The 15,486-nt window shown below is 44.0% G+C and carries 8 protein-coding genes; 5 read left to right on the top strand and 3 right to left on the bottom strand.

Annotation, left to right across the window (positions count from 1 at the left end; all coding sequences use genetic code 11):
- Window positions 1-27 precede the first annotated feature (27 nt).
- Both AHMF7616_RS19520 and AHMF7616_RS19515 read right to left on the bottom strand, forming a co-directional pair.
- The gene (locus AHMF7616_RS19520; protein ID WP_115374405.1) at window positions 28-333 is read right to left on the bottom strand and encodes a hypothetical protein; all 306 of its coding nucleotides are present in this window, start codon (window positions 331-333) and stop codon (window positions 28-30) included.
- A 38-nt stretch (window positions 334-371) separates the two neighbouring features.
- Window positions 372-1,070: an ABC transporter ATP-binding protein gene (locus AHMF7616_RS19515; protein WP_115374404.1), complete on the bottom strand. Its 699-nt coding sequence runs from the start codon at window positions 1,068-1,070 to the stop codon at window positions 372-374.
- A gap of 369 nt (window positions 1,071-1,439) precedes the next feature.
- Between AHMF7616_RS19515 and AHMF7616_RS19510 the strand changes: the two genes are divergently transcribed.
- The 5 genes from AHMF7616_RS19510 (at window position 1,440) to AHMF7616_RS19490 (ending at window position 12,010) form a co-directional block, all read left to right on the top strand.
- Window positions 1,440-1,988 (top strand): arylesterase, encoded by a 549-nt coding sequence (locus AHMF7616_RS19510; RefSeq protein WP_115375699.1) that lies wholly within the window; start codon window positions 1,440-1,442, stop codon window positions 1,986-1,988.
- Between the two features lie 70 nt (window positions 1,989-2,058).
- Entirely contained in the window at window positions 2,059-3,207 is a 1,149-nt protein-coding gene (locus tag AHMF7616_RS19505; protein WP_115374403.1) for a ribonuclease D, read from the top strand.
- A 584-nt stretch (window positions 3,208-3,791) separates the two neighbouring features.
- Window positions 3,792-8,918, top strand: a complete 5,127-nt coding sequence (locus AHMF7616_RS19500) for an ice-binding family protein (RefSeq protein ID WP_115374402.1) — start codon at window positions 3,792-3,794, stop codon at window positions 8,916-8,918.
- A gap of 129 nt (window positions 8,919-9,047) precedes the next feature.
- Window positions 9,048-9,989, top strand: coding sequence for a PorP/SprF family type IX secretion system membrane protein (locus AHMF7616_RS19495; protein ID WP_115374401.1), 942 nt, complete (start codon window positions 9,048-9,050; stop codon window positions 9,987-9,989).
- A 32-nt stretch (window positions 9,990-10,021) separates the two neighbouring features.
- On the top strand, window positions 10,022-12,010 hold the full coding sequence (locus AHMF7616_RS19490; RefSeq protein WP_115374400.1) for an OmpA family protein: 1,989 nt from the start codon (window positions 10,022-10,024) through the stop codon (window positions 12,008-12,010).
- A gap of 134 nt (window positions 12,011-12,144) precedes the next feature.
- Here AHMF7616_RS19490 and AHMF7616_RS19485 read toward each other — a convergent pair whose 3' ends face one another.
- Window positions 12,145-15,327 carry a protein O-mannosyl-transferase family gene (locus tag AHMF7616_RS19485; protein WP_233507663.1) on the bottom strand — a complete coding sequence of 1,061 codons (3,183 nt, stop codon included), beginning with the start codon at window positions 15,325-15,327 and terminating at the stop codon, window positions 12,145-12,147.
- Window positions 15,328-15,486: the final 159 nt, after the last annotated feature.

Genomic DNA, 15,486 nt, shown 5'->3' with positions numbered 1-15,486 from the left:
TGGTTTATTAATTTCAATTGGATTTGCTTAATCACCTTTTAAAAGCAAATCATTCTTCTTTTTGTGAGAGTATTTCAGGTGAGTTCTAAACTCTATAATTGTTACGGTTTTAAGTTTATTTTTATTTAAATCTGCTTTTTTAATATAATCATCAATAATCTTGATGATGGTTGCTTGATTTTCTATAGTCAGCTTAGCATCACTAAATTGGTCTATAACAAGGCCTGTCCGGCATTGAAATTCATTGAATATTCCCGCTAAATCTTGAAACTGCTTATCTTCAAGTGCAAAGAAAGGCTCTTTATTATTCTGTTGATAAAAGTCAAGAGCCATGTGATATACTAAATTTTAAAAATCTTACAGCCTGACACTTACAACCTGCTGCCACTTTCAGCCATTACCGAATCCGAAATTACCTGGCCGCCTTTTACCCGAATGAGCCGTTGCGTTTTACCCGCCAGTTCCAGATCATGCGTAACTAGAACCAGGGTAGTACCTTGTTCCCGGTTTAACTCAAATAGCAGGTTCACTACTTTTTCGCTGGTTTCCGCATCCAGGTTCCCGGTGGGTTCGTCGGCAAATAAAATTTTGGGCTGATTCGAAAAAGCCCGGGCTAAAGCCACTCGTTGTTGTTCGCCACCAGAAAGTTGGGTAGGGTAATGATGATGGCGGTTATGTAATCCTACCCGTTCCAGTAATTCCAAAGCGCGCTTGTCCGCTTGCTTTTCGCCGCGTAGTTCCAGCGGTACCATCACATTTTCTAAAGCGGTAAGGGTGGGAATTAATTGAAAATTTTGAAAAATAAACCCCACATGCTGGTTGCGGACCTGCGCCCGTTCGTCTTCGGAGAGCCGTTCCAACCGGATGCCGTTTAATTCTACGGAACCGGTAGTAGCGGCATCTAAACCGGCGCATAAACCCAATAAAGTGGTTTTACCACTGCCCGATGGTCCCACAATAGCGAAAGTATCGCCAGCGTTAAGGGTAAAGGAAATATTTTGTAGAACTGGAAGTTCTCTGCCGCCGCTTCGGTACGATTTGCCGAGCTGCTCCACGCGTAGTATAGCCACAATGCTGAATTTCTGGTTAAGTAATTATTTCTGGAACGATTGAATACTGGTTTACTTATAGTTTGTAAAAAATATTTAAACTGGTACTTACGCATACTTTGGCAATACAGCTAGTTTATAAGTTGCTTCTGAGTGTAATAGGTAAAATCTAAATGTTAAACCTATCGCAAAGAAAACCAGTAAGTCTACTACATGTTTAAGTATTAATTAGAATAAAAATTTAAAAAAAACACGGTGCGCACTTATTTAAACTTTTTTTTTATCTCTTTTTTCGTACTACTGGCTTCTGGCTGTAATAATGGCAGCCCCGAAGAGAAGAGTGCCGCAGTGCAACAATCAGTTCCTGCGGAAGAGAAGAAACCTGTAGTTATGAAGAGTATCTTATTTTTTGGTAATAGTTTAACGGCAGGCTACGGCCTGCAACCTTCCGAAGCTTTCCCGGCTTTAATTCAGAAAAAAATAGATTCATTAAATCTGCCTTACAAAGTTATAAATGCCGGATTAAGCGGCGAAACTTCGGCGGGTGGCAAAAGCCGGATTGATTGGCTTTTAAAACAACCCGTAGATGTACTTGTGCTGGAATTAGGGGCAAACGATGGCTTGCGCGGTATACCACCACCATCCACCAAAGATAATTTGCAGGCCATTATAGATAAAGTAAAAGCCAAGTATCCGGAGGTGAAAATTGTACTGGCGGGTATGGAAATACCACCCAGTATGGGGGGCTCGTACGCCGCGCAGTTCCGGGTAGTTTTCCGGCAACTGGCTGAAAAAAACAATCTGGCTTTTATTCCGTTTTTGCTGGAAGGAGTGGCCGGAGAGCGGAGTTTAAATCAAGGCGATGGGGTACACCCTACGGCTAAAGGGCAGGAGATATTAGCTAAAAATACCTGGGAAGTTTTAAAGGATGTATTGTAAAAAGCGGCTAAGCTATTTGCTTTAAGCTTTATAATTGTAAATTGCTGCCTGTTGCGCTAAACACGTAAGTATGGGTCAAGGGTTGCGGCAGACTGGCCGTTTTTTTTCGTATATCACTACCGAAACCGAGTTTATAGGGGCTTTAACCCAATTAGCTCACTCTCCGGAATTAGCTTTAGACTTAGAATTCGACGATAACCGGTACACGTATGGTTTAAACTTGTGCCTGGTGCAAATTGCTACCCGAGAAGCGTGTTTCCTCATCGACCCATTTACTATAAAAAATCTGGAGCCGCTTTGGGAGTTAATTGAAAATCCGGCAATTATCAAAATTATTCATTCTTCTACGAATGATATTTTACTTTTAAAAAAATTAGGATGTAAACCGAAGGGTGTTTTCGATACCGAAATAGCAGCGCGTTTACTAAATTTCCTGCGCACCTCTTACGCCAATATTTTACAAGTCATTTTTAATATTGAAGTAGATAAAACTAACCAGGTAAGTAACTGGAATACCCGGCCGCTTTCGGAGGACCAATTGGCCTATGCGGCTACCGATGTATTGCACCTGCACGAATTAAAAGATGTACTTTGGCAAGATTTATTAAACTTAGGTCGTACGGAGTGGCTCGTAGAAGAATGCCGGCTGTTAGAAGATTTAGAAATTAAAGAACAATCAGACCGCCACTTAAAATTAAAAGGATCCGAACGTTTAACGTACTTTCAACAGCATTTGCTAAAGCAGCTTTTCCGTTTTCGCAACCAATTGGCCCAGCAATATAACCGGCCGCCCGCTATGGTAATTGCCAACGAAACTTTAGTGGCGTTGGCTTTGCAACCAGCTTCCGATTTTAAAAGCTGGCAGTTTACCAAAGGATTAATGGGACAGTTAAAAGACAACCATACGTTCCGGGAGTACCAGCATGTGCTAAATACGGCCGGGCAGGAAGCTGAAGACCTACAACTTACGCACCAACGTCCTTTTCGGACGCGTCGCCCGGAACTTTTGATTAGCAGCGACGAAGCGGCCGAACGGCGGCAGAAAATTCAGGCGGTGCAAGCGCGTATTGCTCAAGAAATAGGGGAGAACGTAGTGAATATAATTTTACCCGCTGGTATGATTAACGAATATGCGGATGGAAAGTCATTGGAATTTAAAAAAGAGTATGCCCGCCAAGTAGTTGCGCAAACAGCAGCTGCATTGCATATCTCTTTGTAAATCTTTTAATTACAACACTATCCTTCTGGCTTAAAAGGCGGGAGATGCACTAACATTTTCTTCTTTATAAAGATACTTACTGCTTTTTTAATTTCTAAAGGACTTACTGTGAGAATAGCACTTATTCTCTATTCCCCATCGAAATCTTTAATTTCCTCCAAATTGCTACAACCATTAAGAAAGTGTTTTACACTTTCTTAAAATACAACAGCTACAATATAGTATTAATACAAGGCAAACATAAGCTTAGCAGCCAGCGTGCATTGATATATTTATAGATTTTGTTAAGATAAATAATGAAATAGTTATATAAAAAATACTTGTAGATGTTAACTATATTTTAATATTGTTGGTTGTATTATGCAAGTAAAGTAGATTGTCTAAGGTTAAGGCTTTAATTTATCGTTTATCCTGATATTTAATTGATTATTAAGCTTATTTTATTATAATACAGTTTTTTATTTTAAAACTTATTAGTATAAAATCAACTAATTAAATAAATTTGCTAAATAAAAAATTGCATTTAACATTAATTTAAAAGCTGATGAACAATGCGAGTTAGATTATATTGCCAAATGGATTAAATGAAAAAAATTATACTTATTGTTTTTGTATTTATTAATGTGGTATTTTATAGTTATTCCCAATCTAAACCAACATTAGGGGTTGCCGGGGATTTTACCATATTAGCAGCTACTGGCATATATAATAAAGATGTTACCAAAGTAAGTGGTAATCTTGGAGTTTGGCCGGGTAATGTTTTGCAAGGCTTTACAGCCAGTATGATTAATGGAACTACTTACCTGGGAAATGCCACCGCTCAAAAAGCCCAAGCCGATTTAGAGACGGCTTTTAATTTCATAAACAATTTAACTACTACTCCGGGTAAAGATGTAACGGGTACTTCTATCAACGGGCAAATTTTGGGGCCGGGAGTATATACTTTTAATAGCACTGCTACTTTAAGCGGTACTATTAACCTGGATGCCGCCAACGACCCAAATGCCGTTTTTATTTTTCAGGTGAAGGGCGGATTGATTACGGCGGCCAATACAACCATCCGGTTGTTAAATAATGCCCGGCGCATGAATATTTTCTGGCAAGTTACCGATACGGTGAATATCGGTGCCCGCGCCAATATGGCTGGTAATATTCTGGCAAAAAATTCGATTAGGCTCGGAAAAGAAGCGGTGGTAAATGGGGGGCGTTTATTGTCGTTAAGCGATAAAGTGGTTTTAAACAAAAATAATCCGGTTACCACTTCCACCGATTTAGGAATTACTATAACTAAAAGTTTAGGCGCTAATGGAATTAATCCTTATTCAGTAGGCGAGGAAGTTACATTTACAATTGTAGCCCGCAATTACGGTCCTATCAATGATTACAACGTTAAAATAGTAGATCAGTTAGATATTGACTTGGAGTACATAGATGCCAGTGCGCAAAGCTCTATTCCGGGAAAACAGGTCAATGCATTTTCGTATAACCGGGATTCCCGGGTTTTTCAATGGTTGGGCACCGAATTCAGAAACGGTGAAACTATAACGCTTAATGTTAAAGTCAGAATTAAAAATCCGGGTGGAATTGGAAATACGGCCACTATTCTGGGTACTGTTACAGATGATAATTTTGATAATAACTCAGCTAGTATCGTTCCGGCAATTTGCGCCAAGATTCCTGATCCGGGCAGGCTTACCGGCCCCACTTCGGTTTGTATCGGCAGTAAAACCAATGTTTTTAGCGTAACTGCTATTCCGGGCGTACAGTCGTATACCTGGATTGTGCCGAGCGGCTGGAAAATTGTTCCTCCGGAAAATGGCGAATCACCAACTAATACCATTACGGTTGAGTTACCCGTTAGTACGCCGGACGAACCTGTAGCGGCAGAAGGTATTATTGCGGTTACGGTAAATAATGGTTGTGGCGACAGCGACCCCGCGGTACTGGAAGTTGTGGCATCTACTGCACTAATTGCTCCTCCCGGACCAATTACTACACCGGACCCTAATGGCTTAAACCCTTGTATCCGTAATAACGAAACTTTTTTTACTTACCGCATAGATGCCGTAGCTAATGCTAACGGATACGAATGGGTAATTGGTACACCCAACGACTCAACAGATAAAGGCGGCTGGCAAATTGTTTCGGGGCAGAATACAACCGAAATAAAGGTAAAGGCCGGGCAGAAAGAAGTACTAATTACGGTAAGAGCTAAAAATAACTGTGGACCAAGTCCTGCCAGTACTATCCGGATTACGCCGTCGCTAGCTGATCCGCCTAAACCATCAGCTATTACGGGACCTTCAGCTGTATGCGTAGGATCCCCAAGTGGGTTGTTTACCGTAACCGGCGAACCAGGTATTCGTTACTTCTGGACAGTACCCGCGGGTTGGTCTTTAACAGGCCAGGGAACGAACCAAATCAGTGTTACTCCGCCGGTAGCAGCTGCTAATACCACCGGAACCATTACGGTAGCGGCAATTAATAATTGTGGTACTTCTGAAGCAACAGCCATTCCCGTTACGGCTATTAATAATATTTCTTCGGTGTCTGTTACCGGATCGGCTGCTCCTTGTGCCAACAACACGGTTATTTACCGGGCACAGGCTTTGGGGGCTACCTCTTTTACCTGGCAAGCATCCGGTAATCTGGAATTAGTTGGCAACACTACTTTGGATTCGGTGGCCGTATTAATCAAGCCGGGCGGAGGAATTTTAAAAATTATTTTAAAAAACGAATGTGGTTCTAGTCAGGAGCAATCGGTAACCATTACGCCACAGGCGGTAGTAAGTACCCCTGCAAGTATTCTGGCTAGTACAACTGCTCTTTGCGCAGGAACTAGCGGGTTAATATACTCCGTAGCCGGAGTAAGCGGAGCCCGTGGTTATACCTGGCAAATAACGGGTGCAGATGGTAAACCAGTAGCGGGTTGGCAAATTACAGCTACCAGCCCCGACCAAAAAACCATTACCGTAACTGCTGGCAGCGAACCAGCAATTATATCCGTAGCGGCAGTAAATGCGTGTGGGGCCAGCGCTGCGCAAACAGTAACTGTTACTCCGGTTAAGTCGCCGCCGCCAACTCCTGGTGCCATTACCGGAAACGCCAGTATCTGTGCCGGTAATACCAACCTGCGGTATTCTATTAAGGCTGTACCGGGAGCTAGTTCTTATACTTGGTCCATACCAAGCGGCGAAGGCTGGGCAATTATCTCGGGCCAAGGAACTACGCAAATTGTAGTAAAAGCGGGAGCAACGGAGGGTTTTATCACTGTAAAAACAAAAAACATTTGCGGCGAAAGTGGAGAAGCTAGTCAGAAGAAAATAACACCTTCTACAACCAAGCCACCTACTCCTGGCGCTATTGTCGCTAGTAAACCAACGGCTTGCGTTAACGAGCAAAATTTAACTTACTCCGTAGCCGCAATACCCGGCATTTCCTTATACGTCTGGACAGTGCCACAAGGCTGGACGATCACTTCCGGACAAACTACTAACAGCATTACGGTTACTGCCGGAACTGCCGGCGGATCTGTTTACGTGGTAGCTTATAACAACTGCGGACCTGGTAAAAGCAGTACTCCCTTAGCAGTTACGGTTAACACGAAACCTAATGCTCCCGCAACTATCACCGGCGAAACCGTGGCCTGTAGTAGCAGTACGGGTAATAAATATAAAGCCGCCGAAGTACCAGGTGCTACCAGTTACATTTGGAGTTTACCTTCCGGCTGGGTTATTACATCCGGCGCAGGAACTTCCGAAATCACCGTTTCCGCTACTGATACCGAAGGCACTATCTTAGTAAGAGCTAAAAATGCTTGTTTTGAAAGTGACGCTACTACGCTGACTGTTAAAACCAGTACTACCGAACCAACAATCTTAGGCGCTATTACGGGTAGTAATTTGGTATGCGGTAATGCGTCAGAATTAACGTATCAGGTCACTCCGGATAATAATGTTTCGGACTACATCTGGACGGTACCACCCGGTTGGCAAATTACGACAGGGCAAGGTACGGCTAGTATTAAAGTAATGGCGGCTAAAAATGTCGGTATCATTTCGGTATTGGCTAAAAATGGCTGTGGTGTGGCGGTTACTCCCAGTAGCTTGCCCGTAAGTGTTACCGAAGAAGTTGCTTTAACCGCAGGTGCTATTACCGGAAGTAATCAAGCTTGTGCTGATGAAATAAATTTAACGTACACTATTGCTGAAGTGAGCGGAGCTTCCGGGTATTTGTGGGAAGTTCCCGAAACAAATGGCTGGCAGATTATATCGGGTCAAGGCACCAACTCCATTAAAGTGCGGGCAGGTGAGCAAAATGGTACTATTTCGGTAAAAGCCATTAGTGGCTGCGGACCTGGTCCTGCGAGTACGCTTGCCGTGAACATATCTACTTTAGCTGCAGAACCCATTCAAGTTATTGGCGCGCAGGAACAATGTGCCGGCAGTACCGAGCAAGTATACCAGATTGCCGCCGTTAAAGGAGCCATTAATTATACCTGGAAAGTACCTCAGGATTGGGTAATAGAATCAGGGCAAGGTACTACTTCGATTCAGGTAATAGCTGGTGAAGCATCTGGTACGGTAGAAGTAACGGCTACCGCGGCTTGTACCGCGAGTGTTACCGGTAGCTTGGCCGTAGTTTCATCGGTTCAGGCCATTGCTACTCCGGGTGCTATTGGCGGCGACAGCAATTCTTTAATTTGCAGTAACCAAAGTAATATTACCTATAAGATTGATCCCGTACCGGGAGCTACAACTTATCGTTGGGAAATAAGTCCGGCTACGGGTTGGATTATTACCGCCGGGCAGGGTACTACCCAGATTCAGGTAACTGCCGGTACGCAGGCGGCTACCGTTTCGGTGCAAGCTATTAGCGGTTGTGGGATAAGCGATTTTTCCAGTGTGTTAGTAACGCCGGGGAGTGCTTCCGATATTAGTATTAGTTCTATGGTGGGGCCGGCGGTTACTTGCTCCAATCAAACCGAATTAACTTATGCGATTGCTCCCGTAGGAGGAGCCACCGGTTACAAATGGAGCTTGCCCCCTACCTGGAAAATTACAGCCGGCGAGAACACCAACAAGATTACCGTCACCGCTGGCTCAGAACCCGGTGAAATCTCGGTAGTAGCTTTTAATAATTGTGTGAGCAGTAATCCGGGTACTTTGGCAGTAACCATAAACGCATCGCCCGTGGCTCCTTTGCAAATTAAAGATGAAAGCACGGCTTGCATTGGCTTGGTGTACACCGTAGATGCAGTAGCCGGGGCTACCAGTTATAACTGGATGGTACCCGAAGGCTGGCAGATTGTAGATGGCCAGGGATCAACCTTGATACGCGTAACTGCACCGGAAAACAGTAAAGAAGGCATCATTCGGGTAACCACGCAAACAGGTACTTGTAGCAGTGCCGCTACCTCGTTAACCGTTGATCCTACTGTTGGCTTCAGTAACTTACAAGTAGCGAACGTTTTCTCTCCTAACGGCGACGGCGTAAATGATACCTGGACAGTTACCAATATTCAGAATTACCCCGATAATGAGGTGGTTTTAATTAATCGTTGGGGCAGTGAAGTATACAAAGCGAAAGCCTACCAGAATAACTGGAACGGTAGCAACCTGACGGACGGAACGTATTACTACGTGCTCCGGGTAAAAGTTTGCGACGGTACTTACAAAACCCAGAAGGGCTATGTGATGATTATGCGGTAAAATAAGTAGGTGTCTGGCTCTGCTATTCAACAGCAGTATAACCAGCCCCGATCAACAAGGTTGTTAATTAAAATTTTAAAAATAAATAAACCAATAGCCATAAAGCTGTTAAAACATCATCCGTAGAATATGCAAAAATTTTTACTGTTGGTAATAGGGGGATTGCTGAGCTTAAACAGTTGGGCTCAGCAGAATGCGCAGTACACGCAATATATATTTAATGGGTTAGGCATTAACCCGGCTTATGCGGGCAGTAAGGGTATTGTTAATGTAAACGGTATTTACCGCACGCAATGGGTAGGTTTAGAAGGTGCGCCCACTACGCAAACCATTAGTGTAGATGGGGCCATAGCCAAACAAAAAGTAGGATTAGGATTGCTGCTCATTAACGACCAAATTGGCGCGCAAGGGCAAAAAAGCGTGCTAACCAATACTGCTTTCCGGGTAAAAGTAGCCGAAAATGCCCGGATTGCTTTAGGCATCGCAGCCGGGATTTCGCAGTATTATACCGATGGTACTTTGTTGCAAACTAACAACCCGAACTTTGATCCTACCATCCCAACTACCAAAATAAGTACTTCATTACCTGATACCAAAGCCGGTTTGTTTTTTAATAATCAACGTCTTTACGTGGGACTATCAGCATCTAACCTTATAAAATTTAAAAATAAGTTTGTGGCTACCCCAGCCCGGCATTTTTATCTGACTTCCGGCTACATTATTCCGTTAAACGACTGGTTAACTTTTAAACCCAGTTTTTTAATTAAAGAAGATTTTAAAAGCCCAACTAATATTGATTTAAACGCTTTTATGTTAATTGGCGACCGCATCTGGTTAGGGGGCTCTTATCGGACCGGTACGAAATCGTTTAAAGGTAATGGGCAAGAGCTGAATGTATCAAACGCTTGGGCACTGGCGACCGAGATTTACCTGAGTGAGAAAGTAAAGGTGGGCTATGCCCACGATTTTACCTTAACCAGCTTGCGCGAATATGCCGGGCATGAACTATCTTTAGGCTTTTACTTCTTCCGGAAAGAAGAAAGCCGCACCTTAAGTATCCGTTATTTTTAATTGGGGTCCAGTATTGGTACCTGCTATGTTTCATGAGGTTAGAGTTCAGGTTTTTTGTATTTGCTTTTATCTTGCTGGTTTGGGCCAGCAAACCGGTAATGGCGCAAAAAATAACTTTGAAAGAAGCCGATGCTTTGTTTAAGCGGTTCCAATACGCCCTAGCTTTACCTGCGTATCAGCAATTAACAAAAGGGCAAAAGCCTACCTTATACCTTACCCAGCAAATTGCCGAATGTTACCGCCAGCTAAACAAAGCTAAAGAAACAGAGACTTGGTATAACCGGGTGCTTCAGTTTCCGGAGGCAGCGCCGGAAGCCTTAAAACACGCTGCCGATGCTGCGCGTAAAAATAGCCATTACGAACAAGCTAAGCAACATTATCTTCAGTATGGGCAGCGGGTGCCGGAACAAGCCGTGGTGGCGAATCAATTAGCGGCCGCCTGCGACAGCGCGCAACAATGGTTAATTCAACCACAGCCTTACGAACTGCAAAAGCCTAGAGGTATTAATTCCAGCAATTCGGATTTTAGCCCGGTTGTTTTTCAAAATAATTTAGTTTTTACTTCCGACCGGCCCATTGGCAATACCAAAAAGAAAAATACGTCTGGCTGGACGGGTAAACCTTTTCCGAAATTATACTCGGCTACCAAACAAGCCAACGGACAATACGGAGCGCCCCAGGCCTTTGATAAAAATATCAATAATAAATACCACAATGGTTCCGCTACTTTTTCCGCCGATGGACAGACCATATATTTTACCCGCATTAATCAGCAAAAAGGGGCAGCTATCAAAACCAATACCGATCCGTTTAGCTGGGTAAAGTTCAACGCTAACGAAGAGGCGTATATAAACCGGCTCGAAATTTTTGTCTCCCGCAAAAAAGACCAAACCTGGGGCGAACCAGAACCTTTTCCGTACAATAACCCGGAAGTGTACTCGGTGGGGCACCCGGCGCTTTCCCCGGATGAGCAAACTCTTTATCTGGTTTCGGATATGCCGGGCGGCTTGGGCCAAACCGATATTTATTATTGCACCCGGGAAGCTAACGGAAACTGGAGCAAGCCGGTAAATGCCGGTAAATTAATTAATACCAGTGGTAAAGAATCTTTTCCAACAGTAAGCGCCGCGGGTAAATTATACTTTTCTTCCGAAAGGCACCCCGGTATGGGCGGCCTGGATATATTTGAAGCCGAGGGAGCCCGGGAAAATTGGAAAAATTTAAAAAATTTAAAATTTCCGCTGAATTCTCCTGCCGATGATTTTGGAATAACTTTCGATGAAACCCAAAACGGAGGATTTTTATCTTCTAACCGGAACAATGCTGACGGTACCGACGATGTTTACGCGTTTAACCTTATTCAAACCCCGTGCACCTTGGCTGGTAAAGTAATTGAACGGATCATCGGCCCCCGGGGAACTTATACCGAAAGCCCGGTTTCACAAGTGTTAATTCGGGCTTATGTCGCCGGCGATACTACGGCTTTACGTACTTACTCCGATGCGCAGGGTAATTTTTCGTTTCCGGTTAAATCCGGAGCGGCTTACACCATTAGAACCAGTAAAGAAGGTTACTTGTTTAATTCGGCGGAGCTCACTCCGGACTGCGGAGCAGAGGTAAACTTAATTACGTTTAACATTACTTTAAACCGGAATACGCTTAATAACACCATTGTTCTCGAAAATATTTATTACGATTTTGATAAGGCTAATATCCGCCCGGAGGCTATGCCGGAATTAGATAAACTGGTCCGGATTTTACAAGATAACCCCACCATTCGGATTGAATTAGGTTCGCATACCGATAGTCGCCAAACAGTGACTTATAACCAACGATTATCCCAGTCACGGGCGGAAGCCGCTGTGGAGTACATGATCTCCAAGGGAGTGTCCCGGGACCGCTTAATAGCCAAAGGATACGGCGAATCGCAGTTATTAAACGACTGCAAAGATGGAGTGACTTGTTCGGAACTAGAGCACCAAATTAACCGCCGCACGGTAGTTAAAATTTTAAGCAGGTAGCAACTTCATCCCAAACAAAGTAAGTAGTTGGTCGTTTTTAGTTGTTCGTTGTTAGATCGTTAATGAATTAATAATCAATTACTTAAATTCAGGTTTTATCAACTTAATTTTGTCCTGTTACTTAGCTGTTTACTTTACAACCGGTTGTAATAATTTAAAAATACCTGCTCTAGTTTGGCGGCTTGCTGCGGTTGGTTTAAATTTTGAGCGGTTACAGTTAGTTGCTGCAACGTAATTAAATTCAATTGAATTTCGCGGGTAAATAACGCATTGTTCCCATTCAGGTAGTAGCGCAAAGCCTGCGTTGTCCGTTTCGTCATCTTATCCCGGATTGCTTCGCTCTTTTTCTGATCCCCGGTTTTGGCCAATAATTCCGCCAAGGGAACCGTTTGAAAATCGAACGGCAATGATTGATCCGGCAATACCGTTAAACAATGGTTTATGATGACCCGTGCTTTCTCCGGATGGCCGCTTTGGAAGTAAGCTTCGGCTAATTCATAAAACTGTTGCCGGTAATTAGAAACAAGCGTGTTGAGGTAGGTTTCGTCGTAATAAATAGAGGCGTCCTGTAAGTTGCGCCAGCGGAATTGCTGCATCAGGTTGTGGTACATAATTTCCTTCGCTACGTAGGGCTCCGGACCAACCGTGGGTTCTTTTACGGGCAATAACCGGTATACCATGCCTTCGTTTTGCAGGTATGGTTTAAGATACATAAAATCGTTTTGATTGAGCGTGGAGGAAAAGTAAACTGGTCGTTGCCAGTTATTAGTAGCCAGAATATCAAACAAAATAAGCTGCTTTTTCTCCAAGCCTTTCGGCGAAATTTCCCAGTTCATCTGGTCTACGATTAAGTTTTGCCGACTGGCCGGTACGCTATTGCTGCTTAAAACCGCGGCTTTGTTTACGGGTAAAAAGAATTTTTTAGTGGGGAAAGATAAAAACATGCGGCCATCCTGCGCTTGCACCTGAAGCGCCGGGTGGTTTTGCTTTACCAAGGCAATAAATTGCGTAACGTCTATGCCCGCGGCTACCTGCGGCTGCGCAACGTAGGGTAAATAGCTATTCGTGCTAAACCGGTATTGCTCTTGCGGCAACGAGATAGGCAAGGGTGCCGACCGGTAAGCTGGTCGCTTCATCTGATCAATGTACCAATCGGTGTTTAAATAAGTAGATACAATCACGCGCACATCCGTCCGGAAGCCTTCTACTTCCTGGGCGTACCACAACGGGAAGGTATCGTTATCGCCGTTGGTAAACAATATGGCATTAGGGGCACATGCCGCCAGAATATTATGGGCCATATCCACCGCAAAGTAACGGTTCGACCGGTCATGGTCGTTCCAGTTTTGTTGCAGCATCAGCAAGGTTACCAGTAAGCCCAGGCTGGTTGCCGATACAACTGGTAACCACAAATTTTTAAAAATCTTTTGTAAGGCTGAGGTTAGGGCAGGTATTCCCAAACCCAGCCAAATCGCGAAGGCATAAAACGAACCCACAAAAGCATAATCCCGCTCGCGGGGTTCTACTGGCGGTTGATTCAGGTAAAAAGCAATGGCTACTCCGGTAAATACAAACAACAAACCAACTACAGCGGCATCTTTTCGCCGGACGCGGTATTGGTAAAACAAGCCCGCTAAACCTAGTAGCAAGGGTAAGGCAAAGTAAGCATTACGGGCTTTGTTGGTAGCTATGGTGTGGGGTAAAGCCTGATTACTTTTCCAAGGCCAGTTTACCCCAGCGTGCTGCACATCGCTGTCGCGGCCCACAAAATTCCAGAGAAAATACCGTCCGTACATGTGGCCTAACTGATAACGCAGCAGGTAAAGCAAATTCTGCCCGAAGCTAGGTAATTTATTAGGGTCGATGGTTACCCATTTCTGGTATTCGGTTAAGTGATTGGGATCGTTGCTATACAGTCGCGGCAAAAGGCGCAGACCTTTAGGATCGTAGACGGGTACTATTTTGTAATCGGCTACTTCGTATTTTTCTTTGCCGGGCACGTACTCGGGTTGGCCTTGTTCCTGGTCGATCAGTTCCGTCGCATATTGTGGGCCGTAGAGTAAAGGGCGCTGCTCGTATTGCTCCCGTTTCAGGTAAGAAATAAAGCTAAGTACATCTTCCGGGTTATTTTCGTCGAGCAAGGGGTTGTAATTAGACCGTATCGGAATTATCAGGTAAGCTGCATAACCTATCAAAATAAAAATAAAGCTAAGTAAATAAAGTTGCAGGGTTGTTTTTTGCTTCTGGTGTGCTTGTCGTAAACCGTACGCCAGTAAACCCACAAACAATACCGCAAAAAGCAGCAAGCCACTCCGGAAAGGCAAACCCATAACATTTACTAAAAATAATTCAAGAGCGCCGGCTAAACTGGGCAGACCCGTAATAATGCCCACCATCATTACGCCAATAAGCAGTAAACTCAGAATAAAAGTAAACAAAGCGCCCCGCCAGCGGAATGAATAATGGCGATAGTAATAAATAAAAGCCATAGCCGGAATAGCCAGTAAGTTAAGCAAGTGTACCCCAATGGAAAGGCCCATCATGTAGGCAATGAGTAACAGCCACCGGTAACCGGTAGCCGGCGTAGGGCTACCTTCCCACTGCAGCATCGCCCAAACCACAAACGCTGTAAAAAACGACGATAAGGCATAAACTTCGGCCTCTACTGCCGAAAACCAAAACGAATCGGAAAAAGCAAAGCTTAACGCCCCCACCAAACCACTGCCCATAATTAATCCTATTTGCTGCTTTGTGGGGGTAATTCCGGGTTCTACTACCAGGCGCCGGGCCAGGATCGTAATTGTCCAGAACAAGAAAAGTACGGTAAAAGCACTGGCTAGCGCCGAAATACTATTTATCCAGAACGCAACCTGAGTACCGTTACCCAAAGCCAGTAAAGAAAACAACCGGCCCAATAATAAAAACAAAGGCGCGCCCGGGGCATGCGGCACCTGCAATTTGTAAGCCGCTGCAATAAATTCGCCGCAATCCCAGAAACTCGCCGTGGGTTCCAGCGTTAGCAGGTAAACCCCTAAAGCTACCGTAAATACCAGCCAACCCGTATACCGGTTAAAGCGGCGGTAAGCATCGGGCACTTTTTTTAAATTTTTACCGGCAAAGCCCGTCAGAATAGAACCAAAAGGCACTAGTAACCCAACCATCACTAATCCCGGACCAACGGTTAAGCCCAGCCATCCAAAACCATAAGGCTGATCATCCAGGCACATTATGCTAAAGCCCAGGATTAAAATACTTAAGCCGGCTAGTAAAATCAGGTAATTTAATTTTGAAAATAAATGAACCGGTTGTTTTTGCATATAACTTTTCTGTTTGGGCAAACATACCGGGCAAATGCACGCTACCTGGTTAATGATTTGTAAAAAGATGTTAATGAAATGTTAAAAAATGCTGAAAAGTAGAATAATCAGGTATTTTTGATAAGAAATGAGCCAATGGTTCTCTAGGCTATAGTTTTT

This window comes from Adhaeribacter pallidiroseus (genome assembly GCF_003340495.1).
Taxonomy (GTDB): Bacteria; Bacteroidota; Bacteroidia; order Cytophagales; family Hymenobacteraceae; genus Adhaeribacter; species Adhaeribacter pallidiroseus.
Note: the sequence above shows the minus strand (reverse complement) of the source record. Positions and strands in the feature narration are given on the sequence as shown.

Excerpts from the sequence above, each read along its gene's own strand:
- AHMF7616_RS19510 (WP_115375699.1), top strand. The coding sequence starts at position 1,440 with ATGAAGAGTATCTTATTTTTTGGTAATAGTTTAACGGCAGGCTACGGC.
- AHMF7616_RS19505 (WP_115374403.1), top strand. The coding sequence starts at position 2,059 with ATGGGTCAAGGGTTGCGGCAGACTGGCCGTTTTTTTTCGTATATCACT.
- AHMF7616_RS19490 (WP_115374400.1), top strand. The coding sequence starts at position 10,022 with ATGAGGTTAGAGTTCAGGTTTTTTGTATTTGCTTTTATCTTGCTGGTT.
- AHMF7616_RS19520 (WP_115374405.1), bottom strand. The coding sequence starts at position 333 with ATGGCTCTTGACTTTTATCAACAGAATAATAAAGAGCCTTTCTTTGCA.
- AHMF7616_RS19485 (WP_233507663.1), bottom strand. The coding sequence starts at position 15,327 with ATGCAAAAACAACCGGTTCATTTATTTTCAAAATTAAATTACCTGATT.
- AHMF7616_RS19495 (WP_115374401.1), top strand. The coding sequence starts at position 9,048 with ATGCAAAAATTTTTACTGTTGGTAATAGGGGGATTGCTGAGCTTAAAC.
- AHMF7616_RS19500 (WP_115374402.1), top strand. The coding sequence starts at position 3,792 with ATGAAAAAAATTATACTTATTGTTTTTGTATTTATTAATGTGGTATTT.